The following is a 23,303-nucleotide window of genomic DNA, read 5'->3' on the forward strand; positions in this document are numbered from 1 at the left end:
CAGTCTCCGCAGTCACACCGCATTCACTGAGTCATAACGGCATTCATTGATGCAGCCAGACGGCGACTCTGCAGTCGAGAGGGCCCTGCAGCCAAGAGACCGTGCAGTCAACGACTCCGAGAATGGCCTTGATCGGTCATCGGGTCAGAATCTGCTTCGATCTGCTGCTTCGATCTCTTATTGCGCAATATCCTCCGGTGCCACCTGCTTGGCCTGGCCAGGAACCTACAGATGGATTTCTGTTCCCTGACCGCCAGTCCGCCGCCCCGCCAGCTATGCGGAGCATCTGAAGGTGATCAGTATCCGGCCCTGCTGGCCGAACTCCAACCGGCAAGGCCGACATCCCGGCTGCAGATCTGAACTGCAGCCCAGATCCAATCATCGCGTCCAGCTCACAGTCTGGACGCCGTCGAGGGGGAAGGATCCTTCGTGACCGAAACCACTGAGCTGTCGCCAGCTGTGGACACACCATCTTCTGCTTCCGGATCGTTGACGGAAGCTCCCGCCAAGAGCAGCGGCCTTGCCGGCCTGAAGCTTGCCCAGCTGCAGGCGCTTGCCAGCCAGCTCGGTATCTCCGGCGGATCCCGCATGCGTAAGGGCGACCTGGTGACGGCCATTTCCGCGCACCGTGCAGGCACGTCCGCCACCGCCACCAAGGCACCGGCGCGGACTGCCGCCAAGGCTGCTGCGCCGGTTGCCCCCGCCGAAACTGCCGCAGCAGCCCCGGCCGCTGAAGCAGCCGAGGCTCCGGCGCAGGAAACCCGTGCACGTGGCCGTGGCCGCAGCCGCCGGGCAGTGAGCGACGGAATCGTTGCCGCAACTGCTGCCGAAGCGGCTACCGAGGCTCCGGCCTCCGCACCGGCAGAAGCACCGGCCGCCGCCGAGGCTCCCGCCGCTGCTCCTGCCGAGGGCGCTGTTGCCGAGGCAGAAGGCGCAGAACGCCGCCAGCCGCGCACCCGCAACCGCCGCCGTGGCGAAGCAGCCGCAGCTGCTCCCGCCGAGGCCCCCGCCGCCCCTGCCGAGGCTGCCCCCGAGGCACGAGGCGCCGAGACCCGCGGGGCCGAGACCCGCGGGGCCGAGACCCGCGAGCAGGCACCCGAAGGCGAAGCCGGCCAGCGCGAACGCCGCGACACCCGCAGCCGCGGTGGCCGTGACGCCGGCGAAGCTGGCGGACGCGACACCCGCCGCGACGACACCCGCCGCGACGACACCCGCCGCGACGACACCCGCCGTGACGACAGCCGCGACGCCGACGAAGACGGCGGCAGCCGCCGCAACCGGCGTAACCGCCGCGACCGGAATGACCGCAACGAGCGTTCGGACAGCCGCGACGGCGGCCGCAACGACCGGTTCCGCGACCGCAACGACCGCCGCCGCGGGCGCAGCCAGGGGCCCGACGTCGACGACGTCGAGGTCACCGACGACGACGTGCTGCTGCCGGTGGCCGGCATCCTGGATGTCCTGGAAAACTACGCGTTCATCCGTACGTCCGGTTACCTGCCGGGCCCGAACGACGTGTACGTCTCCCTGGCCCAGGTCAAGAAGTACAACCTGCGCAAGGGCGACGCTGTTGTGGGCGCCATCCGTGCACCCCGCGACGGCGAGGACCGCGGCCAGCAGTCCGCCCGCCAGAAGTTCAACGCGCTGGTCCGCGTCACCTCGGTGAACGGCAAGACCGCCGAGGACCTCAAGGACCGCGTGGAGTTTGCCAAGCTGGTTCCGCTGTACCCGTCCGAGCGCCTGCGCCTCGAGACCGACCCCAAGAAGATCGGCCCCCGCGTCATCGACCTGGTTGCCCCGATCGGCAAGGGCCAGCGTGGCCTGATCGTCTCCCCGCCCAAGGCCGGCAAGACGCTCATCCTGCAGTCCATCGCCAACGCGATCACCACCAACAACCCTGAGGTCCACCTCATGATGGTGCTGGTTGATGAACGTCCCGAAGAAGTCACGGACATGCAGCGCACCGTCAAGGGCGAGGTCATTGCCTCCACCTTCGACCGTCCGGCCGACGACCACACCACCGTGGCCGAACTTTCCATCGAACGCGCCAAGCGCCTCGTGGAAATGGGCATGGACGTCGTGGTGCTTTTGGACTCCATGACCCGTCTTGGCCGCGCCTACAACCTGGCAGCCCCGGCCTCCGGCCGCATCCTGTCCGGTGGCGTGGACTCCGCCGCGCTGTACCCGCCCAAGCGGTTCTTCGGTGCTGCCCGCAACATCGAAAACGGCGGCTCGCTGACCATCCTGGCAACGGCCCTCGTGGAGACCGGATCCAAGATGGACGAGGTCATCTTCGAAGAGTTCAAGGGCACCGGCAACATGGAGCTCCGCCTTTCCCGCCAGCTGGCCGACAAGCGCATCTTCCCCGCCGTGGACGTCAACGCCTCCGGTACTCGCCGCGAAGAGAACCTGCTCTCGGCCGAAGAGGTCAAGATCATGTGGAAGCTGCGCCGCGTACTCTCGGGCCTGGAGACCCAGCAGAGCCTGGAACTCCTGACCAACAAGATCCGCGAGACCCAAAGCAACGTCGAGTTCCTCATGCAGGTTCAGAAGACGACGCTTGGTGCGAAGTCGGATAACGACAAGTAGCTGCGCGCGCCGCTCAAAATATGCCGGCCCCGCCCCTACGCCGGGTGGCTCCCGATCTACGATCGTCCGCCACCCGGCTCCGGCAGGCCCGAAGCCACTCCCGGGCCGGCATATTTTGAGCGGCTTTTGGTTTAACCGGAGTCCTTGGCCCGAGCAGCGCAGGGTCATAGGCCCTTCAGAGCCTTGGAATCGGGCTGTAAGTGACCGCGCGTTGCAGTAACTAGACTTGGTTACAAGTCGAAAGAGGTTTTGAGAATGTTTGAGTCCGTACAGGGCCTGTTGGATGAGCATGATGCCATTCAGGCGCAGTTGGGGGATCCGGCTGTCTATGCTGACCAGAAGCTGGCACGGAAGCTGGGGCGGCGGTCTGCGCAGCTGAACGGCATCGTGGACGCCTACCACAAGTGGGAGGCCCTCCGGGATGATCTTGCAGCTGCCAAGGAGATGGCTGACGAGGATCCCGAGTTCGCGGCCGAGGTGCCGGAACTTGAGGCTTCCCTGGAGACCGCGGCGGCGCGGCTGCGGCGCCTGCTCATTCCCCGCGACCCGGACGATGCACGCAACGTGATCCTTGAGGTCAAGGGCGGCGAAGGCGGAGACGAGGCTGCCCTGTTCGCCGGCGACCTGCTGCGCATGTACACCCGCTATGCGGAGTCCCGCGGCTGGAAGACCGAGATCATCTCCTCCACCGAGTCCGACCTCGGCGGCTACAAGGACGTCCAGGTTGCCGTCAAGGGCAGCTCCAATGACCCCGCCGAAGGCGTTTACGCCCGGCTCAAGTTCGAGGGCGGCGTGCACCGCGTCCAGCGTGTTCCCGTGACCGAATCGCAGGGCCGCATCCACACGTCGGCCGCAGGCGTTCTTGTCCTGCCCGAGGTCGACGAGCCTGAAGAGCTCGAGATCAACCAGAACGACCTCAAAATCGACGTGTACCGGTCCTCGGGTCCCGGCGGCCAGTCCGTCAACACCACCGACTCCGCCGTCCGCATCACGCACCTTCCCACCGGCATCGTCGTGGCCATGCAGAACGAAAAGTCCCAGCTGCAGAACCGGGAAGCCGGCATGCGCGTGCTCCGTGCCCGCATTCTGGCCCACCAGCAGGAGCAGATCGACGCCGCCAACTCCGAGCAGCGGAAGTCCCAGATCCGTACCATGGACCGTTCCGAGCGGATCCGCACGTACAACTACCCGGAAAACCGGATCGCCGACCACCGCACCGGCTACAAGGCGTACAACCTTGACCAGGTCATGAACGGTGACCTCGAGCCGGTCATCCAGTCCGCCATCGAGATGGACGAGCAGGCGCGGCTGGACGCCATCGGCGACTAGGAGCCCCCGGATCACATGACGTCCGAGCACACCGCGGAGCCGCCTGCCCAATCGTCGTCCGGCCAGTCCCTGGCGGACGCCGTCCGCGAGGCGACAGAGCGGCTGACCGAGGCAGGCGTCCCCAGCCCCCGGGTGGACGCCGAGCTGCTGGCCGACCATTTGCTGGGTGTGGGCCTGGGCCGGCTGCGGGCCATGATGCTCGGTGATGCCCCCGCCCCGGAAGGCTACGCCGAACTCGTGGCCGAGCGCGCCACGCGGATTCCGCTTCAGCACATCACCGGCGTGGCGCACTTCCGCTACCTCCAGCTCGCGGTGGGGCCCGGCGTCTTCATTCCCCGCCCGGAAACCGAGTCCGTCGTGCAACTGGTCATCGACCGGCTGCGGGCGCTGGAACGGGCCGGCCTGGTCCGCCCCAAGGTGGTGGACCTGGGCACCGGGTCCGGCGCGATCGCCGGATCGATCGCGCACGAGGTGCCCGAGGCCGAGGTTTTCGCGGTGGAGTTCAGCGAGTTCGCGCACGCCTGGGCGGCGAAGAACCTCCGGCCGCTGGGGGTCACCCTCCTGCTGGGGGACCTGCGTAACGCTCTGCCGGAGCTCAACGGAACATTCGACGTCGTGGTTTCCAACCCGCCGTACATCCCCGCCGAAGCAATCCCCAACGAACCGGAAGTGGCGCTCCACGACCCTCCGGAAGCGCTCTACGGCGGAGGAGCGGACGGCATGGAACTGCCGACGGCGGCCGCCGCCTCGGCGGCGCGGCTCCTGGTCCCCGGCGGCTACTTCGTGATGGAACACGCCGAAGTCCAGGCCGGCTGGATATCCACGATGCTGAAGCGGACCGGGCTGTGGAACGACGTCACCACGCATTTTGACCTTAACGGCAAGGAACGCGCCACCAGTGCCGTCCTTGCCTTCCCGCACCCGGAGTAATGAAAGAATGAGGCAGTGACCACTACGTACAACTGCACGGCCGACGACGAGCGGACCGCCGGAATCGCCCACGCGCGCCGGGCGATCCTCGAGAAGAAGTGCGTTGTCCTTCCGACGGACACCGTCTACGGAATCGCTGCCGATGCCTTTTCCCCGCAGGCAGTCACCATGCTGCTGGTCTCCAAAGGCCGTGGCAGGAACATGCCGCCGCCCGTCCTCATTCCCCGCCTGACTGCGCTCGACGGGCTGGCCACCGACGTCTACCCGGACGCCCGTGACCTGGCCGAGGCGTTCTGGCCCGGCGGGCTGACCCTGATCTTCCACGCACAGCCGTCCCTCGACTGGGACCTGGGCGAGACCAAGGGCACCGTGGCACTTCGCATTCCGGACGATGAGGTGGCGATCGACCTCCTGACCGTGACCGGACCACTCGCCGTGTCCTCGGCAAACCGGACCGGCCAGGCGCCGGCCCAGACGGCCTTCGAAGCGCGGTCCCAGCTTGCGGAGTCCGTGGAGGTCTACCTTGAGGGCGGCTTCCGGCCGGTCGAGGGAACCGACGCCCGGCCGTCCACCATCGTGGATGCCACCTCGCTGCCGCTGCGCGTGGTCCGTGAGGGGGCCATCAGCATCGAGCGGCTGCGTGAGGTGGTTCCGGGGGTTCTCGACATCAACGGCAATGCTGGGGATGCGGCTGAGGTCACCACTGCGGAAGCACCTGTGGAGTCTGACGCCGTGGAGTCCGAGGCCGTGCAGTCCGAGGCCGTACAGCCCGAGGCCGGCGAAAAGCCCGCAAGCGCCGTACAGCCCGACGCCGGCGAAAAGCCCGCAAGCGCCGAATGACGCTGCAGAGGCAAGCCGTCCCGATCCTTGGCGTGGATGCCACGCCCCTGGACGTCGACGGACTGACCGCCGTCCTCAACGGATTCGTGGCTGACGGCACCACCAGGACCGTCGTCGGACACAATCTCCACAGCGTGACGCTGTTCCACTCTGAACCCGAATTCCGGAAGTTCTACCAGAACAGCGACGTTGTCCTTCTCGACGGTGCGCCCGTCCTCTGGCTGTGGGGGAGGGGCCGGCAAAAGGCGGGAGGGGAAGCCAGTGCGCGGCCCGTCATGGACTACCGGCTTGGTTCAACGGACTGGATTCCCGCGCTGGGCCGGGTGAACGGCCTCCACCGCATCGCTGTCCTTGGCGCCGGCGCGGCTGCCAACGCCAAGGCTGTGGCGAAGCTGCAGGCCATCGTGCCCGGAGCCGCGGTGTCCGGAATGCCGGGGGAGGGTTGGGATCCGGACTTGGAAGAGAAGGCCGCCGCGTGGCTGGCCGAAGTCCAGCCGCAGCTGGTGCTGATTGGCCTGGGCATGCCGTTGCAGGAAGAGGTGCTGTGGCGGCGACTGCCGTCGCTGCCGCCCGCTGTGTACTGCGCCGTCGGGGGAGCCATCGAGCAGATCGCCGGCATCCAGAAGCTCGCGCCCCGCTGGCTTGGCCGGATGGGTCTGGAGTGGGCCTGGCGGCTGCTGCTGCATCCGCGCCGCGTGGCGTACCGGGTGTTTGGCGAGCCGTGGGTCCTGCTGGGGCTGCTGCTGCGGCGCCGGCTGCGCGGCCAGGGCTGACAGGCCGCAGCCCGCCTACGTCAGAACTTCTGGTCCTTCAGCGGGCCAAACCCCTTGCCGCGGAGCCCCGTGGAGAACGCCCGGAACCAGTCAGCCAGCCCGCGGAGATCGCCCCGGCGAAGGAAATAGCCGAGGTAGCCGCCCACATCGGCCACCAGGGACTTCACGCGGAAGTGGCGGCGAATGAGATAGCCGCGGTTGCGGTAGTAGAAGTAGCGCTTGAAGGCGCCCTCCGGGACGATGACGTGCCAGCGGGCTCCAAACACGTGCTTCGTTTCGGAAAACGCGTGCGGGTGCATGATCGCGGCCGTGGTGACGGTGCCGAAACGGATGCCGGCCTTGCGCAACCGGATGGTGAAGTCCACCTCGTCGCCACGGATGAAGAGGCGCATGTCCGGCAGCCCCACCTTGAAGAACACATCGGACCGGATAAGGGCGCCGTTGAAGAAATGGCCGTCGTTCGGCAGGAATCCAACCTTCTCCAGCGCGGCCCGGTCATGGGAGACCTTGCCGTCCAGCCGAAAGAAGAAGGAGAGCTGGTCGGGATGGCCCGGAGCCACCACCAGGGGCACAACAGCCTCCAGGTCCCGGGCTTCCGCTTCCCGGATCAGCGTGGCCAGGCATTCGGCGTCCGCAGGCTCGGCGTCGTCGTCCATCATCCAGACCCAGTCGGCGCCGCTGGCCACGGCCTTCAGCGCCGCCAGGGAGAAGCCTCCGGCGCCGCCAAGGTTGGCTTCCGAACGGATGTAGTCCACGTTTTCGTGCTGGGCCGCGACGTCTTTCGACGGCACCGTGCCGCTGTCAACGAGGCAGATGGTGGACACGGCGGCCGTCTGGCCGTTGATGGCATTGAGCAGGACGGCGAGCTCATTGGGACGGTCAAACGTCACGGCGGCAACTGCGACCGACACTGGCATTTCGGGGATCCTTTCAGCACAGCCGTCGGCAAGTTTCCCGCCGGCGTAAGGCCGTGTGACGCGAAGCGAAGTACCCGTTGGCGTTAGTATCTTGACTAGAGTCCACTGTAATACAGCCCCGTCAGGCACTATGCACTGCCTGTCTGTGCGCGCATGGCGACGGAGAACTTTCATTTATTGCACGTCAGATCCACACCTAACGAGCCCGCATGGTCCGCCCGGCCTGACCCCGAATCCGCATCAGAGTAGCCTGCAGCATGGCAGCATGCACCGAGGCAGCAATCTCAATGCCACGGGAACGGTGGCAGCACCATGATCATGTACCTGTCCATGATGCTGACAGCCGCCATCGTCTCCTACGGCGCAACGTGGGGTGCCCGCCTGATCGGCAACAGGCTTGAGCTGTTCGCCCCGATCCGCAGCCGCGACATGCATTCCAGCCCGGTCTCGCGTCTTGGCGGTCTGGGAATCTTTGCCGGCGTGCTCGTGGCGCTGGCCGTTTCAAGCCAGTCCTTCTTCGTCAAGGACATCTTCCGGAACAACGGCTCTCCGTGGGGTGTGCTGGCGGGTGCCGCCGTGATCGTGCTGGTGGGCGTGGCGGACGACCTCCTGGACCTTCGCTGGTGGGTCAAACTGATCGGCCAGGCCTTCGCCGCACTCGTGGTGGCCGTCTGGGGGGTCCGCATGACCATCATCCCGTTCGTTCCGGAGCCGATCCGCTTCGAGTCCGACCCGGTCAACATCGCCCTCACCACCGGCCTCATTGTCGTCACAATGAACGCGTTCAACTTCATCGACGGGCTGGACGGACTGGCGGCCGGGGTGGCCATCATCGGCGGGTCCGCGTTCTTCCTCACGGCCTACTGGGTCCACCGGAACGCTCCGATCCTGGACCGTTCAGACCTCGCCACACTGCTGACGGCAGTCCTGGTGGGGAGTTGCCTGGGCTTCCTGCCGCACAACTGGTTTCCCTCCAAGATCTTCATGGGCGATTCCGGCGCGATGCTGATAGGCCTGCTGATGGCGTCGGCCGGTGTGGTCTCCACCGGGCAGATCACGTCGGGGCTGTATGACCGCGTGAACGGTATCCCCACGATCATTCCCATCCTGCTGCCCTTTGCGGTGCTGTTCCTGCCGCTCCTGGACCTGTGCCTTGCGGTGGTGCGGCGCACCGCCGTCGGCCGTTCACCGTGGTCCGCGGACCGCGGGCACCTGCACCACAAGCTCATGGACATCGGTTACTCCCACCGCACCGCGGTCATGCTCCTGTATCTGTGGGCGGCGGTGCTGTCCTTCGGCGGCCTGGCGTTTGCCGTCTACCCCTGGCAGGTTGTGCTGGCAATAATGGTCGCCGCCACGCTGATCATGGGCCTGGTCACAGCGTGGCCGTACCTGAGCCGCCGCGGCGAAAACACGGGAGTGGGTCAGGCGCAGGAGTAACACGCGCTTTTCGGAAAATTTCTATCTCGTGTAGAATTCGACTGCAGGCCTTTCCTGCACCACTCCACCCTGCCCCGAAGATTGGGTTCGCATGACCTCCAACGCCGAGCCCGGACCTGCGTCCGGCAAAGGATCCGTTGGCGTCTCCGGGCCCACGCGGTCGCTCTGGCTCGGTCTGCTGGGACTCAGTTCCGCAGCCGCCGGCGGCGCCCTCGTTCTTACCGGCGTGGTTGCCGCCCTGCTGAACGGCTGGACCGGTGTTGTGTCCAGCAGCCTCGGTGGCCTGCTCGTGGCTGTGTTCTTCGCGATCAGCCTCCTGATCGGCCACTTTGTGGGGCGCAACAACCCCTCGGGTGCCGTCGGCCTGTTCGTGGCGACTTACTTCGTCAAGGTCATCGGTTTCGCCGTGGTGCTGTTCGTCCTCGGTGCCCCCGACTGGCTGCACGGGCGCTGGTTCGTTATTGGCGCCGTCGTGGCTGTGGTCACCTGGCAGGCGGCCGAGATCTACGGCTTTAGCAAAGCCCGGCTGCAGATCTTCAACGACCCCGAGCCAGCCGGCGACTCCAAACGGAACGGCGGCAGCACCGATGTCTAAGCCAAATCACCCTGGAAAAAACCAGCCCGGGACACCCGAACCGACGCCCGGTTCTGCCGCTGTACCCGGCGAGAATTCCGACGGCGGTTACAACGCTGGAATGGCCGTCTTTAGCTACATAATTGGCGGAATCATCGTCTGGAGTTTGATAGGGTGGGGACTGGATTATCTGTGGGGAACCCGCTGGATTGTGCTCGCAGGCGCTCTGCTTGGAGCCGCGGGAGGGTTCTATCTGTCCCATATGCACGGCCTCACCAGTTCAAGGAAACCAACTGGCGGGAACGGTGCAGCCAGCGGCCCGTCGGGGGACGGGAACAGTAATGCCAAATAATTTCACGCGGGGGAGGGCAAGCATGACGCGCGCCGGAACCCGACCAACGCCCAACGATGGACACTGCAGAGAGGAAACGCGTTGATCGCGCTTGCGCTCCCGGCCCAAAATTCAGGAGAGTTCACACCTCCCGGAATTGAAGAAATGCACCTGCCGGCAATCCTGCCGTGGGGTGCGGCAGACGGATTCTCCAAGCAGATGCTGCTGGTTATCCTGTCCGTCGTCATTATTGCCACATTCTTTGTGCTCGCTGCGCGGAAGCAGCAGCTCGTTCCCGGCAAGCTGCAGTTCGCTGGTGAAGCCGCCTACGGCTTCGTCCGTAACAGCATCGCCAAGGACATCATCGGTGGCAGGGACTTCATCAAGTACGTCCCGCTGCTGTTCAGCCTGTTCTTCTTCATCCTGGTGAACAACATCTACGGCGCCATTCCGGTGATCCAGCTCCCGAGCTTCTCGCACGTCGGCGGCGCCTATGTGCTCGCAGCCATCGTGTACGTCACCTGGATCGGCATCGGCATCAAGAAGAACGGCCTGCGCTACTTCAAGCTGGCCACCGTTCCCTCCGGTGTCCCGGTCTACATTCTCCCGATCGTCATTCCGATCGAGATCATCTCCAACTTCCTGGTCCGTCCGGTCACGCACAGCCTGCGTCTCTTCGCCACCATGCTGGCCGGTCACCTGATCGTCATGATTGCCGGATCGGGCATCGAATACCTCGTCATGCAGGAGAACGTCCTCCTCAAGGGCACCTCTGTGCTGGTTCTCGCCGGCGCGATTGCCATGTACATGCTGGAAGCGCTGATCATGGCGCTGCAGGCCTACGTGTTCACACTGCTGACCGCGATCTACATCGAAGGCGCACTTCACGCCGACAGCCACTAGGCACCTCAAACTTCCCCTCGTGGGGATGAAGCAACCCAAACAACCTGCCATATACATGGCATCTTGAAAGGAAGAAAAATGGAAGGCTCCATCAACGGCTCCCTCAACCTCATCGGCTACGGCCTCTCGGCCATCGGCGGTGGTATCGGTGTGGGACTCGTGTTCGCTGCCTACATCAACGGCGTGGCTCGTCAGCCGGAAGCCCAGCGCGTCCTGCAGCCGATCGCATTCCTCGGCCTTGCGCTGACTGAAGCCCTCGCCATCCTGGGCCTGGTCTTCGCTTTCGTTCTCAAGTAAACCTTCAGAACCTAGCGAACATTCAGAACCGAGTAGATAAGGACGGGTGAAACATGAATCAGCTGATCATCTCAGCCGCCACTGAAGGCGCCGCGGCGGCTAACCCGCTCGTTCCCAATGTTTGGGAAATGGGCGTCGTCCTCGCCGGCTTTGCTGTCCTCTTTTTCATCGTGGTCAAGTTCGTTGTCCCGATGTTCGAGAAGACGTTCGCAGAGCGTGCCGAGGCCATCGAGGGCGGCATCGCCAAGGCTGAGAAGGCCCAGGCTGAGGCTTCTGCCGCACTCGAAGAGTACAAGCAGCAGCTCACTGATGCCCGTGCCGAGGCCAACCGGATCCGCGAGGAAGCACGCGCCGAAGGTGCCCAGATCCTGGCGGAACTGAAGGAGAAGGCGGCAGCTGAGTCTGCACGCATCACCGCTCAGGCACACGTGCAGATCGAATCCGAGCGCCAGGCGGCAGTTGTGTCGCTGCGTTCGGAGGTGGGCACCCTCGCCACCACGCTTGCGGGCCGCATCGTTGGGGAAAGCCTCGAGGACGACGCACGCGCAGCACGCGTTGTTGACCGCTTCCTGGCCGATCTGGAGACCCAGAACGCAGGTGTAGCTAAGTAATGGCAGGTGTATCGAGCGAATCGCTGACCAAGGCGCTGACCGAGCTGGAGCCAAAGCTTCCGTTTGCATCGCTGCAGTTGGCAAAGGAACTTTTCGGGATCCTGGGCACGGTGGACAGTTCGGCTGGCTTGCGCCGCGCCCTGACTGACCCCTCCCGCAGCGGTGAGGAAAAGTCGGCGTTGATCAAGCAGCTCTTCAGCGGAAAAGCTTCCGCCGAAGCTGTGGACATCGCTGCCGGTCTGGCCAGCTCACGCTGGGCATCGGCGCGGGACATCGGCGATGCACTCGAGACGCTTGCCGCAACGGTGGTCATCGCCGTTGCTGAGAACAAGTCGGCCGTTTCTGCCTCCGGTATCACTGGCCTGGAAGAACTCGAGAACGATCTGTTCTCCTTCAACCAGGCTGTGGCTGCCAGCCACGAGGTGCAGCGTGCCCTGTCTGAACCGCAGGCCAGCGCCGCCGCCAAGATCGCCCTGGCCGAAAGGCTGGTTCCTTCCGCAAGTGAGGAAGCCAAGGTCCTCATCGGACAGGCAGTGGCCCAGCCCCGTGGCATCAAGGCAACCAGGCTCGTCAGCCGTTTCGCCGAGCTCGCCGCCAAGCGCCAGCAGCGCTGGATTGCGACGGTCAGCGTTACTCGTCCCCTGACGGAGACCCAGGCAGGCCGTCTGCAGGCGGGATTGAACTCCCTCTACGGGCGCGAACTGAAGGTCAACGTCAAGGTTGATCCCATGCTGATCGGCGGCATCCGGGTTCAGGTGGGGGACGAAGTGCTCGACGCTTCGGTCCTCACCCGCCTGAACGAGCTTCAGCGCCAGCTGGCCGGCTAGCCGGACAAGCACAACACAACTGATAGAAACCCCGGTCATCGTGAGCAACGATGATCACGAATACAGGAGAGCAGGGACTGCAGATGGCCGAATTGACCATCAACGCCGACGACGTCCGTAATGCGTTGAACGAATTCGCGGCGTCCTACGAACCCGGAAACGCAGAGCGCGTAGAGGTCGGCCGTGTGACCACCGCAAGTGACGGCATCGCCCGTGTTGAGGGCCTTCCCTCGGTCATGGCGAACGAGCTGCTTCGCTTCGAAGACGGCACGCTGGGCCTCGCCCAGAACCTCGACGTGCGCGAGATCGGTGTCATCGTACTCGGTGACTTCACTGGCATCGAAGAAGGCCAGGAAGTCCACCGCACCGGACAGGTTCTGTCCGTGCCGGTCGGCGACGCCTTCCTCGGCCGCGTTGTGGACCCCCTGGGTGTTCCCATCGACGACCTCGGCGAGATCAAGGCCGAGACCACCCGTGCCCTGGAACTCCAGGCACCGGGCGTTACCCAGCGTAAGTCTGTGCACGAGCCGATGCAGACCGGCCTGAAGGCCATCGACGCCATGATTCCGATCGGCCGCGGCCAGCGCCAGCTGATCATTGGTGACCGCCAGACGGGCAAGTCCGCCATTGCCATCGACACGATCATCAACCAGAAGGACAACTGGGCTTCCGGTGATGTGACGAAGCAGGTCCGCTGCGTTTACGTCGCGATCGGCCAGAAGGCTTCGACGATTGCCGCTATCCGCCAGACTCTGGAGGACAACGGCGCGCTCGAGTACACCACGATCGTCGCCTCCCCGGCCTCCGACCCGGCCGGCTTCAAGTACCTCGCTCCCTACGCCGGCTCGGCCATCGGCCAGCACTGGATGTACGGCGGCAAGCACGTCCTGATCGTGTTCGATGACCTGTCCAAGCAGGCCGAAGCCTACCGCGCCGTGTCGCTGCTGCTCCGCCGCCCGCCGGGACGCGAAGCCTACCCGGGCGACGTCTTCTACCTGCACTCCCGCCTGCTGGAGCGTTGTGCCAAGCTCTCCGACGAGCTCGGTGCAGGCTCGATGACCGGCCTGCCGCTCATCGAAACCAAGGCAAACGACGTTTCCGCCTACATCCCGACCAACGTGATCTCCATTACCGATGGCCAGATCTTCCTGCAGTCGGACCTCTTCAACGCCAACCAGCGTCCCGCTGTTGACGTTGGTGTCTCGGTGTCCCGCGTTGGCGGTGCCGCCCAGGTCAAGTCCATGAAGAAGGTCTCCGGTACCTTGAAGCTGGACCTCGCCCAGTACCGCGACATGCAGGCGTTCGCGATGTTCGCATCGGATCTCGATGCCGCATCCCGCCAGCAGCTGACCCGCGGTGCCCGCCTGATGGAACTGCTCAAGCAGGGCCAGTACTCGCCGTTCCCGGTCGAGAACCAGGTCGTGTCCATCTGGGCCGGTACCCAGGGCTACCTGGACGACGTCCCGGTTGAGGACATCAGCCGCTTCGAGTCCGAATTCCTGGAGCACCTCAAGCACAAGTCCTCGATCCTCACGACGCTGGCTCAGACCAACGTCCTGGACGACGACACCGTCGAAGCGCTGAAGACCGCCATTGTGGACTTCAAGAAGGGTTTCTTCGGCGAGGGGGACGACAAGCTGGTAGGCGCCGGCCACGAGGAGCATGAAGCTATCTCCGAGGGTCAGGTCGACCAGGAAAAAATCGTCAGGCAGAAGCGCTAGTTTCGCTGGCAGGGACTGCCGGAGCCCTTCGGGGGTCCGGCAGTCCCGGCCACCGGGATCTTAGGAAAGGATAAGTATGGGAGCCCAGATCCGGGTCTACCGCCAGAAGATCAGCTCGACGACGTCGATGCGCAAGATCTTCAAGGCGATGGAACTGATCGCTACATCGCGCATTGGCAAGGCCCGTGCCCGGGTAGCAGCTTCACTGCCTTACGCGAACGCGATCACGCGCGCCGTTTCCGCCGTTGCAAGCCAAAGCGAAATCGACCACCCCTTGACCACCGAGCCGGAGCAGATCCGCCGGGCCGCCGTTCTGGTTATCACCTCAGACCGCGGCCTTGCAGGTTCCTACTCCGCCAGCGTGCTCAAGCAGGCCGAAGGCCTGAACGAACTGCTCCGCGCCGAAGGCAAGGAAGTCAAGACGTACCTCGTGGGACGCAAGGCGCAGGCTTACTTCGATTTCCGGAATCGTCCCTACGGGCGAGTCTGGACCGGCAACACGGATGCCCCTGAGTTCGCCACGGCGCAGGAAATCGGCGCGGCACTCCTCGAGGACTTCGCCATTGATTTCGAAGAGGGCGGCGTGGACGAGATCCACGTTGTGTACACCCGCTTCAAGTCCATGGTGACGCAGGAGCCAACCGTCATCCGCCTTCTTCCCCTCGAAGTTGTGGAAGAGCAGGCAGTCTCCGAGTCGGAACTTCTGCCGCTTTACGAATTCGAACCGGAGCCGGAACAGGTGCTCAACGCGCTGCTGCCGCGCTACATCGAATCCCGTATCTTCGCGGCCATGCTGCAGGCAGCGGCTTCCGAGCTTGCTGCACGCCAGCGGGCGATGAAATCCGCCGGTGACAACGCCACGGACCTCATCAAGAAGTACACGCGTCTGCGCAACACCGCGCGCCAGGCAGAGATTACGCAGGAGCTTTCCGAAATCGTGGCCGGCGCCGACGCGCTCGCGTCGTAGCCGGACCGGTCCCGGACCCCTGCAACAAAAGATAAACTTAACCCCACGCCATCTACGAGTGAAGTGAGAGAGATGACTGCCACCGCTACCGAACACGTAGCAGCAACGGCCGGTGCCACCGGCCGTATCGCACGTGTCATTGGCCCGGTTGTCGACGTCGAATTCCCGGCTGACGCAATCCCCTCGATTTACAACGCACTCACCACCGAGATCACTCTCAACGGTGAGACCAAGACCATCACGTTCGAGACCTCCCAGCACCTGGGTGACAACCTCGTCCGCGCTATTTCCCTGCAGGCAACCGACGGCCTGGTCCGCGGCACGTCCGTGGTGGACAGCGGTTCCCCGATCACCGTGCCCGTTGGCGACGGCGTCAAGGGCCACATCTTCAACGTCCTCGGCAAGCCGCTGGACGTCGACGAGTCCGAGATTCAGGCTTCGGACTACTGGCCGATCCACCGCAAGGCCCCGTCCTTCGCGTCCCTCGAGGGTTCCACCGAGATGCTCGAAACGGGCATCAAGGTCATCGACCTCCTCACCCCGTACATCAAGGGTGGAAAGATCGGCCTGTTCGGCGGCGCCGGCGTGGGCAAGACCGTGCTGATCCAGGAAATGATCACCCGTGTTGCCCGCAACTTCGGTGGTACTTCCGTGTTCGCCGGTGTTGGTGAGCGTACCCGTGAAGGCAACGACCTCTGGGTTGAAATGGAAGAGGCAGGCGTTCTTAAGGACACCGCCCTTGTGTTCGGCCAGATGGATGAGCCGCCGGGAACGCGTCTGCGGGTGGCCCTGACCGCCCTGACCATGGCGGAGTACTTCCGCGATGTCCAAAACCAGGACGTGCTGCTCTTCATCGACAACATCTTCCGTTTCACGCAGGCAGGTTCCGAGGTTTCCACGCTGCTGGGCCGCATGCCTTCCGCCGTGGGTTACCAGCCGAACCTGGCCGACGAGATGGGCCTCCTGCAGGAGCGCATCACGTCCACCAAGGGCCACTCCATCACCTCGATGCAGGCCATCTACGTCCCCGCAGATGACTACACCGACCCGGCACCGGCCACCACCTTCGCGCACCTGGATGCGACCACGGAACTTTCCCGTGAAATCGCCTCCCGTGGCCTGTACCCGGCCGTGGACCCGCTGACGTCCACGTCCCGAATCCTGGACCCGCAGTACATCGGCAAGGACCACTACAACACGGCTGTCCGTGTGAAGCAGATCCTGCAGAAGAACAAGGAACTCCAGGACATCATCGCCATCCTCGGTGTTGACGAACTTTCTGAAGAGGACAAGATCGTCGTGTCGCGTGCGCGCCGCATCCAGCAGTTCCTCTCCCAGAACACCTACACCGCCAAGCAGTTCACCGGCGTTGAGGGCTCCACCGTTTCCATCAAGGACACCGTTGAAGGCTTCGCGGCCATCTGCGACGGTGAACTTGACCACGTTGCAGAGCAGGCGTTCTTCAACGTCGGCGGCCTGGACGACGTCGAGCGCCAGTGGGCCAAGATTCAGGAACAGACCAAGTAATATGGCTGAGCTTGAGGTTGAGATTGTCGCAGCGGACCACTTCGTGTGGTCCGGGGCGGCCAAGATGGTCAAGGCCCGCACCAGCGATGGTGAAATCGGAATCCTGCCCGGCCACTCGCCCGTGCTGGCGATTTTGGCCGAGGGTCAGCTGGCGATCGAGCCGGTCTCCGGCGACCGCATTGCCGTAGACGTTGACGGCGGGTTCTTCTCCGTCGACAACAATCGGGTGGTAATTGTTGCTGACAACGCCCAGCTGGGTGACGCGGCCACTGCGGGGATCCGATAGCACAACCCTGATGGACGTTACTTACTTTCCGTTCATCGCCATAGCAACCGTGTTTGCGGTGCTGATTTTTACGCTGTGCCTGTTTGGGGTGCGCCGCTTCAACCTGCGGCGCGCCCTGGGCACGGTGGACGCCTCCATTCGTACGGCTGGAAAGAGCTGGCGGATGGGGGTTTGTCGTTATCAGGACAATGAGCTTGAGTGGTTCAAACTCCTGTCGCTGAGCGTCCGGCCACGCCACCGCTTCAAGCGGAGCTCGCTTGAGCTGCTGGGCCGTCGCCAGCCCACGGAGGCGGAGCTGGTCAAGGTGCAGCCCGACGTCGTGATCGTGGAGCTTCGCTACGAGGGCGAGGACGTCTTCCTGGCCATGAAGTTCGATGCCTACACCGGTTTGTCCTCCTGGCTTGAGGCCGGGCCGGTCATCGGAGTGGGCACCTGGCGCTGAGGTTTAGGGCCCCGCCAGGCGGCAATCCCGCGCCTACCCGTGAATGTTTCAAGATCTGAAAATATTAGTGACACAAAAAATGATCCCCGGCACGAATGCCGAGGATCATTTGTTTTGAGACTAATCAGACGACGGTTACGCCCGTGGCCTGGGGGCCCTTGGCGCCCTGGCCGATTTCGAACTGAACGCGCTGGTTCTCGTCGAGGGTCTTGAAGCCGCCGGTCTGGATCTCGGAGTAGTGAACGAAGACATCGCCATCGGAGTCGTCCGGGGTGATGAAGCCGAAGCCCTTTTCAGCGTTGAACCACTTGACGGTTCCCTGTGCCATTTATTTCTCCTCAGTATGGAACTGCTTAAGGCCAGCACACCTCGTACTGGTCTTGGGTTACTCCGCGAGAAGAATCCTGGCCTGCACCTCCGATAACCGGAATTGCGTTGCAGGAGCTTCGCGCTCGCAACATGTCTTGCGAGCATGAAAAACACCTACACAAAGACTGATACAAGAATTTCATGGGCAAACCGTCTGGTCAACGGGCAAAACGGGAATTCCGACAAATTTTGGGCAAATCCCGAGTAAACGCCTGATCACCCCTCGGCTACCGCTGTGCCGGCCGGAAGGGCGGTCAGAAAAGCCGGGATTCGATATCGTCGACGCCCCGCATCGCGTCGTAATCAAGGGTCACGCAGTCAATGCCACGGTCGGTGGCGAGCACCCTGGCCTGCGGTTTGATCTGCTGCGCGGCAAAGATGCCCCGCACCGGCGCCAGCAGCGGATCGCGGTTGAGGAGCTCAAGGTACCGCGTCAGCTGCTCCACGCCGTCGATGTCCCCGCGGCGCTTCAGCTCGATGGCCACGGTGGCGCCGTCGGCATCGCGGGCCAGGATGTCCACGGGTCCGATGGCTGTGAAGTACTCCCGCCGGATCAGCGAGAATCCCTCGCCCAGGGTCTCAATCTGGTCGGCGAGGAGCCGCTGCAGGTCGGCCTCGACGCCGTCCTTGATCAGACCGGGGTCCTGGCCCAGCTCGTGGGAGCTGTCGTGGATCTGCTCATGAATGTTGATGATCAGCCTGTCGTCCGTCTTGGCCGACTGCACCGTCCACTGTTCGACGACGCCCACCTCGACGTCGGCCTCCTCCGGGGAGGTGACGCGGAGGACGGCGGGCGGGCTCATCCAGTTCAGCGGCTTGTAGGAGCCGCCGTCGGAGTGCACCAGCACGGAACCGTCGGCCTTCACCAGTAGGAGCCGGGTGGCGAGGGGGAGATGGGCTTTGAGCCGGCCAACATAATCAACGGAGCAACGGGCTATGACGAGACGCACGCCCTACACCATACCTTCTCCGCTGTGCCTTTCCTGCCGTGCCTTCCCTGCAGAGGCCGTCCCTTAGCACGGTGTCATGCTGGGCGGGGCGGGGGCGCCGGCTGAGGCAGAATGGAGTCATGCCCCGCTCCAACCGTCCCCGCCGACCCAAGACCGGGCGCGGTGCGGCCGGGAACGCCCCGGGCGGCGGAAAGCACGGCACCGGTCCCGCACCGGAACTTGACCTGGAGCGGGCCCGCGCAGGGATCGCCCGCCGGGAAAGCGCGCCGGACGGCGACTGGATGGTGCGGACCATGACGGCCCGCAATGCCGAAAAGACGTACATCTGCCCGGGCTGCTCCACGGCCGTGCTGCCCGGAATCGCCCACCTTGTGGTCTGGGCCGACGATCACCTGTTCGGAGCTGCCGCGGGACTTGCCGAGCGGCGCCACTGGCACACCAACTGTTGGACGTCGCGCAACTTCCGCTACCGGTAGCCCAAGGTGACCAGTAACGCCAGGGGGCCCGGGTCCGGAGCAACCCGGCCGGAAGATAAGCTGGTTCGCATGACTTTTGACCCGGCGTCGTACGTTTTCAGCCAGCCATCAGCAGCCACCGCGATCCGTGCCTCCACGGTGCTCCCCGCCCGGCGCGAAAACATCGAAATCCGCACCGAGGACGGCCACACACTTGTGGGCGAACTGGCCCTGCCGGAATCGGGTCCGGTCACCGCCACGCTGATCACCCTCCACCCGCTGCCCACGCACGGCGGGTTCATGGATTCGCACGTGTACCGCAAGGCCTCCTACCGGCTGCCTGCGCTGGCAGGCGTCGCCGTGCTGCGCTTCAACACCCGGGGCACGTCCTCGCCGCGCGGAACCAGCGACGGGACGTTCGAGGAGGGCATCGGCGAGCGGTACGACGTCGAGGCGGCGGTGCGTTTCGCGGTCGAGCGGGGGCTGCCCAACCGCTGGCTCGTGGGCTGGTCCTTCGGCACCGAGCTCGCCCTGATGTACGGCGCCGTGGAGCCGGTGGCATCCCAGGTGGAGGGCGCGGTGCTGCTGTCCCCGCCGCTGCACCGCGCCACCGACGAGCACCTCAAGCTGTGGGCGGAGGCCGGCAAGCCGCTGACCGTCCTGGTGCCCGAGCACGACGACTATCTCCGGCCCGCCGCCGCGGAGGCGCGGTTCGGCCTCGTGCCACAGGCCAGGGTGGTGGGGGTCGACGGCGCCAAGCACCTTTGGGTGGGGGAGAAGCAGGCCGCCCGGGTGCTGAACGAAATCGTGGACGACGTTACGCGCGACGGCTCAGGAGCCGCGGGCCTCCCGCAGGAGTGGAATGGGCCGGTGGCCACCGCCGTCTGACGGAAGGTGCTGGACTGCGCCTAATGCTTGTCCTGGCGGACGATGTAGATCTCCTTGATCAGCAGCAGGGTTGCAGCCGCCGTCGGGATGGCAATCAGTGCGCCCAGGACGCCGAGCAGGCTGCCGCCGGCAATGACGGAGATGACGGCGACGGCGCCGGGCACCGCCACGGCCTTCTGCATGATGCGCGGTGAGATGAAGTAGGCCTCGAACTGCAGGTAGGCGAAGTAGCAGATGGCGTAGGCCAGGGCGGACTGCCAACCCAGCGTCAGGGTGATCAGGATGACCACCACGCCGGCGATCAGCCCGCCGACCAGCGGAATGAAGGCCAGCAGCGCCACGATGAACGTCAGCAGCACTGCGAACGGCACGCCGATGATCGACATCACGATGAAGGCGAAGGTGGCGTTCAGCAGGGCGACCACGGCCTGGCCGATGACATAGTTGCCCACGGAGCGGCTGATCTCCTCGGACAGCGCTTCGACCCTCGCCCGCCGGGACCGCGGTGCCAGCCGGTAGCCCCATTTCTTCATCGCAGGCAGGGCGGCCAGGAAGTACAGGCTGAGCACCAGCACGATCAGTGTGCCGAACAGGCCGTTGGCCACCGTCGAGCCGAAGCCGACGACGCCGCCGAAGATGCCGCTCATGGCCTCCGGGTTCTTGACGAACTTGTCCAGTTCCTCGGTGATCCGGTCGCGGACGCCGAACTGGTTGTCCACGGTCCGGAAGAAATCCGAGTTGATGAAGTCGCGCACCCAGACCGGGGCCTGCTGCACGAGCTCGGTCACCTGCTCCACGATCGTGGGGATGAGGGTTGCAAAGAACCCCACGACGGCGAGCATCAGCACGGATACCGACACGAGGATGCCGGCGGGCCGGGGGATCTTGCGGCCCTCCAGCCAGCGGACTACCGGGTCCAGGCCCAGGGCGATGAACAGGGCGGCCACGATCCAGAGCAGGAGCTGGGTGGTGTGGGACCCGATCCAGTAGACCAGCAGGGCCAGGCCCACGCCCACGGTGCCCATGAACCCCAGGTACAGCGGGTGCTGGGCCGAGATGCGGGGGCCGGGGGAACCGAACCGTGCGGTGTCCCCAGTCTCGCCGGCATCTTCGGCCTCAAGGTTGTCCGGATGCTCCGGCGGGAACTCAAACCTGAGCCTGGGCTGCGCACCGGGAATTGGCTGGCGCAGACGCCTCAATACGGCGCCCAGGGCAGCCGGACGGCCCTTGGTCTTCGGGGAAGTGTCCTGTGCTGCAGTTTCCCGGGGCGCGTGCAGGCTCTGCGCGGAGTCGGCGTCGGGCAGATCTTCGGGGCCGCGCTTAGACGGATCCGTGTGTTCAGTCACTGCTTTTTGATGCCTTTACCGTACGTGGCGCCGCGGCTGCGGGCCGGGTGTGATGATCATCGCAAACACTATCAGCAGCCTTGTGAATAGCCGGGCGGGCGGCGTTTCGCCGGAGTGGCAGCCGGAACCCCGAACCCCCCGATCCGGCCTATTGGTAACAAAACGGTTACTATTGAGATAAACCCCCGCTGATGATAGGTATTCCTTTGCGTTTCAAGACTGCAGTTGCACTTGTGCTGCTCGGCCTCCTGACACTGCTGGCCGGCATCGGGCAGAAGACCTTCTGGGCTCCCGCCGAGACCGTGACGGCAACGGCTTCCGCCGGCGAAGCCGCGCCCCTGACCGTTATCGACCAGAAGCTGCGCACCGTCGACGGTGGAACGGTCACCATCAAGGTGAAGGGCGAAGGCAGCTTCCTGCTCGCGGCAGGACGCCCGGATGACGTCGATGCCTGGGTGGGCAAGACCGCCCACAACACGGTCACCGGAGTCTCGGACGACAAGAAGTCGCTGCAGGTGAAGCACACAGACGGCGAGGCCAGCGCGCCGTCGCCGGCCGGCTCCGATCTCTGGGTCAGCACCGAGAACGCCAGCGGCGAACTGGACTACACGTGGTCCGCCCCGGCCGATGGCGACTGGTCCCTGCTGCTCGCGGCGGACGGAAAGAAGCCCGCGCCGTCGTCCATTTCCATGACGTTCCCCAACGACACCTCCATGCCGTGGGCCGTGCCGCTCACGGTCCTCGGCGGTCTCCTGATCCTGGCCGGCGGAGCGCTGCTGGTCCTCAAGCCCAAGAGCGGAGCGCCCCGCGACGGCGGGTCCTCCGACGGTGGATCCCCAGGCAGCGGGCCCGCTGCCAAGGGTGCCGACAAACAGGGCAGCCTGTTCGCGCGGCGCGCCCGTGCCAAGGCGGCAGCCAAGGCCGGTGAACGGTCCTCCTCGGCACGGCTCAGCGTGGTGGTCGCGGCCACCACCGCCGCCGTCCTCGCCGGCACCGCGGCCGCCGCGCAGGCCAGCACTTCGTCCGCCCCGGCGTCGACGTCCACGGCCAGTGCATCGCCCGCCGCCGGCGGAACACCGGTGGTCCTGGATGCCCAGTTCCGCCGCATCCTGGAGCAGGTGGCCAGTGCCACCGACGCCGGCGACGCCGCGAAGGACGCCAAGAAGCTGGCCTCCCGCGTTGCCGGGACGGAGCTTGAGGTCCGCACCCAGAACTACAAGATCAGGTCGCGCGTGGCCTCCTATGACGCCCGCATGCCCGTGCGCTCCACGAAGCTGCTGACGACGGTGGTCACGGACAAGCGCGAATGGCCGCGCTCCGTCCTCGCCGTCACGCAGGGCGAGGGCAACGTTGTGCCGCAGCTGCTCACGCTCGTGCAGAATTCCCCGCGGGAGAACTACAAGCTCGTGGGCACGTCGCCGCTGCAGCCCGGCACCACCTTCCCGGCGATCGCGCGCGGCGGCACGGAAACGCTTGCCGCAGGCGACAAGTCCGGCCTGCTCTACAGCGGGCAGGAAGCGCTCGCAGGACTGGCCGACCGGCTGACCAAGTCCAACTCCACGTTCAAGAGCAAGCTGGTGGAAGGCGAGTCATCCCCGTACATCGCGGACACGCTGTCCTACCAGGCTGACATCGTGAAGGACGGCGTCGACGGCAAGTTCGCGTTCACCCACAAGGTCTCTCCGGAGAGCACTGTGGTATTCCGGACGGAGGACGGCGGGGCCCTGGTCCTTGGCCGCCTGACCTTCAACTTCGACGGCACGCCCAAGGCCGAAGGCGACAAGCTGTCCATTGGCAACGATGCGGCCGTCCTCGCCGGCGGCAAGGAGACCACCACCGGCATGGTGCTGAAGTTCGCCGAGTCCGTGGCCGTGTACGTGCCGCCGGCCGACTCGAAGGATCCCATGAAGCTTGTGGCTGCCACCCGTGGACTGGTTGGCGCCAGCTTCAAGTAGGGGAAAGTTTCTCTCAACCTGCCGCACTCGAGCGGC

At 65.0% G+C, this 23,303-nt stretch carries 24 protein-coding genes; 20 read left to right on the plus strand and 4 right to left on the minus strand.

The features are described 5' to 3' along the window. Nucleotides 1–429: 429 nt before the first annotated feature. The 5 genes from rho to ACFTSA_RS10550 all read left to right on the plus strand — a co-directional run bounded on the left by rho (nt 430) and on the right by ACFTSA_RS10550 (nt 6,461). On the plus strand, nt 430–2,589 hold the full coding sequence (gene rho, locus ACFTSA_RS10530; protein ID WP_377951213.1) for a transcription termination factor Rho: 2,160 nt from the start codon (nt 430–432) through the stop codon (nt 2,587–2,589). A 255-nt stretch (nt 2,590–2,844) separates the two neighbouring features. Next, nucleotides 2,845–3,918, plus strand: a complete 1,074-nt coding sequence (gene prfA / locus ACFTSA_RS10535) for a peptide chain release factor 1 (RefSeq protein WP_377951214.1) — start codon at nt 2,845–2,847, stop codon at nt 3,916–3,918. Nucleotides 3,919–3,933: 15 nt separating this feature from the next. Next, nucleotides 3,934–4,848, plus strand: a complete 915-nt coding sequence (gene prmC, locus ACFTSA_RS10540) for a peptide chain release factor N(5)-glutamine methyltransferase (RefSeq protein ID WP_377951215.1) — start codon at nt 3,934–3,936, stop codon at nt 4,846–4,848. 15 nt (nt 4,849–4,863) lie between these two features. Beyond that, the gene (locus tag ACFTSA_RS10545) at nt 4,864–5,688 is read left to right on the plus strand and encodes an L-threonylcarbamoyladenylate synthase (protein ID WP_377951216.1); all 825 of its coding nucleotides are present in this window, start codon (nt 4,864–4,866) and stop codon (nt 5,686–5,688) included. Beyond that, nucleotides 5,685–6,461: a WecB/TagA/CpsF family glycosyltransferase gene (locus ACFTSA_RS10550; protein ID WP_377951217.1), complete on the plus strand. Its 777-nt coding sequence runs from the start codon at nt 5,685–5,687 to the stop codon at nt 6,459–6,461. The genes ACFTSA_RS10545 and ACFTSA_RS10550 overlap by 4 nt, the downstream gene beginning before the upstream one ends. Before the next feature lie 20 nt (nt 6,462–6,481). Here the strand turns inward: ACFTSA_RS10550 and ACFTSA_RS10555 are convergent, their stop codons facing one another. Continuing rightward, nucleotides 6,482–7,378, minus strand: a complete 897-nt coding sequence (locus ACFTSA_RS10555) for a glycosyltransferase (protein ID WP_377951218.1) — start codon at nt 7,376–7,378, stop codon at nt 6,482–6,484. A gap of 312 nt (nt 7,379–7,690) precedes the next feature. Here ACFTSA_RS10555 and ACFTSA_RS10560 point away from each other — a divergent pair, with 312 nt between their 5' ends. The 12 genes from ACFTSA_RS10560 to ACFTSA_RS10615 all read left to right on the plus strand — a co-directional run bounded on the left by ACFTSA_RS10560 (nt 7,691) and on the right by ACFTSA_RS10615 (nt 17,304). Further along, nucleotides 7,691–8,818: an MraY family glycosyltransferase gene (locus ACFTSA_RS10560; RefSeq protein ID WP_331574934.1), complete on the plus strand. Its 1,128-nt coding sequence runs from the start codon at nt 7,691–7,693 to the stop codon at nt 8,816–8,818. A gap of 91 nt (nt 8,819–8,909) precedes the next feature. Further along, a complete protein-coding gene (locus ACFTSA_RS10565) occupies nt 8,910–9,413 on the plus strand; it encodes a hypothetical protein (protein WP_377951219.1) in 504 nt (167 codons plus the stop codon). Next, entirely contained in the window at nt 9,406–9,744 is a 339-nt protein-coding gene (locus ACFTSA_RS10570; protein WP_377951220.1) for a hypothetical protein, read from the plus strand. The genes ACFTSA_RS10565 and ACFTSA_RS10570 overlap by 8 nt, the downstream gene beginning before the upstream one ends. A gap of 81 nt (nt 9,745–9,825) precedes the next feature. Beyond that, a complete protein-coding gene (gene atpB / locus ACFTSA_RS10575) occupies nt 9,826–10,626 on the plus strand; it encodes a F0F1 ATP synthase subunit A (protein ID WP_102972065.1) in 801 nt (266 codons plus the stop codon). Between the two features lie 78 nt (nt 10,627–10,704). Then, nucleotides 10,705–10,923 (plus strand): ATP synthase F0 subunit C, encoded by a 219-nt coding sequence (gene atpE, locus ACFTSA_RS10580; protein ID WP_003804776.1) that lies wholly within the window; start codon nt 10,705–10,707, stop codon nt 10,921–10,923. Nucleotides 10,924–10,976: 53 nt separating this feature from the next. Next, complete coding sequence (locus ACFTSA_RS10585) at nt 10,977–11,534, plus strand: F0F1 ATP synthase subunit B (protein ID WP_377951221.1); 558 nt, start codon at nt 10,977–10,979, stop codon at nt 11,532–11,534. Then, nucleotides 11,534–12,361 carry a F0F1 ATP synthase subunit delta gene (locus tag ACFTSA_RS10590; protein ID WP_377951222.1) on the plus strand — a complete coding sequence of 276 codons (828 nt, stop codon included), beginning with the start codon at nt 11,534–11,536 and terminating at the stop codon, nt 12,359–12,361. The genes ACFTSA_RS10585 and ACFTSA_RS10590 overlap by 1 nt, the downstream gene beginning before the upstream one ends. 83 nt (nt 12,362–12,444) lie before the next feature. Further along, nucleotides 12,445–14,082 carry a F0F1 ATP synthase subunit alpha gene (gene atpA / locus ACFTSA_RS10595; RefSeq protein WP_377951347.1) on the plus strand — a complete coding sequence of 546 codons (1,638 nt, stop codon included), beginning with the start codon at nt 12,445–12,447 and terminating at the stop codon, nt 14,080–14,082. A gap of 76 nt (nt 14,083–14,158) precedes the next feature. After that, nucleotides 14,159–15,049, plus strand: a complete 891-nt coding sequence (locus ACFTSA_RS10600) for a F0F1 ATP synthase subunit gamma (RefSeq protein WP_377951223.1) — start codon at nt 14,159–14,161, stop codon at nt 15,047–15,049. A gap of 72 nt (nt 15,050–15,121) precedes the next feature. Then, complete coding sequence (gene atpD, locus ACFTSA_RS10605; protein ID WP_377951224.1) at nt 15,122–16,576, plus strand: F0F1 ATP synthase subunit beta; 1,455 nt, start codon at nt 15,122–15,124, stop codon at nt 16,574–16,576. Nucleotide 16,577: 1 nt separating this feature from the next. Continuing rightward, nucleotides 16,578–16,862: a F0F1 ATP synthase subunit epsilon gene (locus tag ACFTSA_RS10610; protein ID WP_306924356.1), complete on the plus strand. Its 285-nt coding sequence runs from the start codon at nt 16,578–16,580 to the stop codon at nt 16,860–16,862. 10 nt (nt 16,863–16,872) lie between these two features. Then, nucleotides 16,873–17,304 carry a DUF2550 domain-containing protein gene (locus tag ACFTSA_RS10615; RefSeq protein WP_377951225.1) on the plus strand — a complete coding sequence of 144 codons (432 nt, stop codon included), beginning with the start codon at nt 16,873–16,875 and terminating at the stop codon, nt 17,302–17,304. A 124-nt stretch (nt 17,305–17,428) separates the two neighbouring features. Here the strand turns inward: ACFTSA_RS10615 and ACFTSA_RS10620 are convergent, their stop codons facing one another. Further along, nucleotides 17,429–17,632: a cold-shock protein gene (locus ACFTSA_RS10620; protein ID WP_003804766.1), complete on the minus strand. Its 204-nt coding sequence runs from the start codon at nt 17,630–17,632 to the stop codon at nt 17,429–17,431. 295 nt (nt 17,633–17,927) lie between these two features. After that, on the minus strand, nt 17,928–18,623 hold the full coding sequence (gene nucS / locus ACFTSA_RS10625; RefSeq protein WP_377951227.1) for an endonuclease NucS: 696 nt from the start codon (nt 18,621–18,623) through the stop codon (nt 17,928–17,930). A gap of 119 nt (nt 18,624–18,742) precedes the next feature. Between nucS and ACFTSA_RS10630 the strand changes: the two genes are divergently transcribed. Together ACFTSA_RS10630 and ACFTSA_RS10635 are read left to right on the plus strand one after the other, a co-directional pair. Beyond that, nucleotides 18,743–19,099, plus strand: a complete 357-nt coding sequence (locus ACFTSA_RS10630) for an ATP/GTP-binding protein (protein ID WP_354258593.1) — start codon at nt 18,743–18,745, stop codon at nt 19,097–19,099. Nucleotides 19,100–19,168: 69 nt separating this feature from the next. Beyond that, a complete protein-coding gene (locus ACFTSA_RS10635) occupies nt 19,169–19,966 on the plus strand; it encodes an alpha/beta hydrolase (protein WP_377951228.1) in 798 nt (265 codons plus the stop codon). Nucleotides 19,967–19,986: 20 nt separating this feature from the next. Here ACFTSA_RS10635 and ACFTSA_RS10640 read toward each other — a convergent pair whose 3' ends face one another. After that, complete coding sequence (locus ACFTSA_RS10640; protein WP_377951348.1) at nt 19,987–21,177, minus strand: AI-2E family transporter; 1,191 nt, start codon at nt 21,175–21,177, stop codon at nt 19,987–19,989. A gap of 326 nt (nt 21,178–21,503) precedes the next feature. Here ACFTSA_RS10640 and ACFTSA_RS10645 point away from each other — a divergent pair, with 326 nt between their 5' ends. Next, nucleotides 21,504–23,267 carry a hypothetical protein gene (locus ACFTSA_RS10645; RefSeq protein ID WP_377951229.1) on the plus strand — a complete coding sequence of 588 codons (1,764 nt, stop codon included), beginning with the start codon at nt 21,504–21,506 and terminating at the stop codon, nt 23,265–23,267. Nucleotides 23,268–23,303 lie beyond the last annotated feature (36 nt).

Source organism: Arthrobacter sp. NPDC057013 (assembly GCF_042674585.1).
Lineage (GTDB): Bacteria > Actinomycetota > Actinomycetes > Actinomycetales > Micrococcaceae > Arthrobacter.

Excerpts from the sequence above, each read along its gene's own strand:
- prfA (WP_377951214.1), top strand. The coding sequence starts at position 2,845 with ATGTTTGAGTCCGTACAGGGCCTGTTGGATGAGCATGATGCCATTCAG.
- prmC (WP_377951215.1), top strand. The coding sequence starts at position 3,934 with ATGACGTCCGAGCACACCGCGGAGCCGCCTGCCCAATCGTCGTCCGGC.
- ACFTSA_RS10550 (WP_377951217.1), top strand. The coding sequence starts at position 5,685 with ATGACGCTGCAGAGGCAAGCCGTCCCGATCCTTGGCGTGGATGCCACG.
- ACFTSA_RS10555 (WP_377951218.1), bottom strand. The coding sequence starts at position 7,378 with ATGCCAGTGTCGGTCGCAGTTGCCGCCGTGACGTTTGACCGTCCCAAT.
- ACFTSA_RS10560 (WP_331574934.1), top strand. The coding sequence starts at position 7,691 with ATGATCATGTACCTGTCCATGATGCTGACAGCCGCCATCGTCTCCTAC.
- ACFTSA_RS10565 (WP_377951219.1), top strand. The coding sequence starts at position 8,910 with ATGACCTCCAACGCCGAGCCCGGACCTGCGTCCGGCAAAGGATCCGTT.
- ACFTSA_RS10570 (WP_377951220.1), top strand. The coding sequence starts at position 9,406 with ATGTCTAAGCCAAATCACCCTGGAAAAAACCAGCCCGGGACACCCGAA.
- atpE (WP_003804776.1), top strand. The coding sequence starts at position 10,705 with ATGGAAGGCTCCATCAACGGCTCCCTCAACCTCATCGGCTACGGCCTC.
- ACFTSA_RS10585 (WP_377951221.1), top strand. The coding sequence starts at position 10,977 with ATGAATCAGCTGATCATCTCAGCCGCCACTGAAGGCGCCGCGGCGGCT.
- ACFTSA_RS10590 (WP_377951222.1), top strand. The coding sequence starts at position 11,534 with ATGGCAGGTGTATCGAGCGAATCGCTGACCAAGGCGCTGACCGAGCTG.
- atpA (WP_377951347.1), top strand. The coding sequence starts at position 12,445 with ATGGCCGAATTGACCATCAACGCCGACGACGTCCGTAATGCGTTGAAC.
- ACFTSA_RS10600 (WP_377951223.1), top strand. The coding sequence starts at position 14,159 with ATGGGAGCCCAGATCCGGGTCTACCGCCAGAAGATCAGCTCGACGACG.
- atpD (WP_377951224.1), top strand. The coding sequence starts at position 15,122 with ATGACTGCCACCGCTACCGAACACGTAGCAGCAACGGCCGGTGCCACC.
- ACFTSA_RS10610 (WP_306924356.1), top strand. The coding sequence starts at position 16,578 with ATGGCTGAGCTTGAGGTTGAGATTGTCGCAGCGGACCACTTCGTGTGG.
- ACFTSA_RS10615 (WP_377951225.1), top strand. The coding sequence starts at position 16,873 with ATGGACGTTACTTACTTTCCGTTCATCGCCATAGCAACCGTGTTTGCG.
- ACFTSA_RS10620 (WP_003804766.1), bottom strand. The coding sequence starts at position 17,632 with ATGGCACAGGGAACCGTCAAGTGGTTCAACGCTGAAAAGGGCTTCGGC.
- ACFTSA_RS10630 (WP_354258593.1), top strand. The coding sequence starts at position 18,743 with ATGCCCCGCTCCAACCGTCCCCGCCGACCCAAGACCGGGCGCGGTGCG.
- ACFTSA_RS10635 (WP_377951228.1), top strand. The coding sequence starts at position 19,169 with ATGACTTTTGACCCGGCGTCGTACGTTTTCAGCCAGCCATCAGCAGCC.
- ACFTSA_RS10645 (WP_377951229.1), top strand. The coding sequence starts at position 21,504 with ATGATAGGTATTCCTTTGCGTTTCAAGACTGCAGTTGCACTTGTGCTG.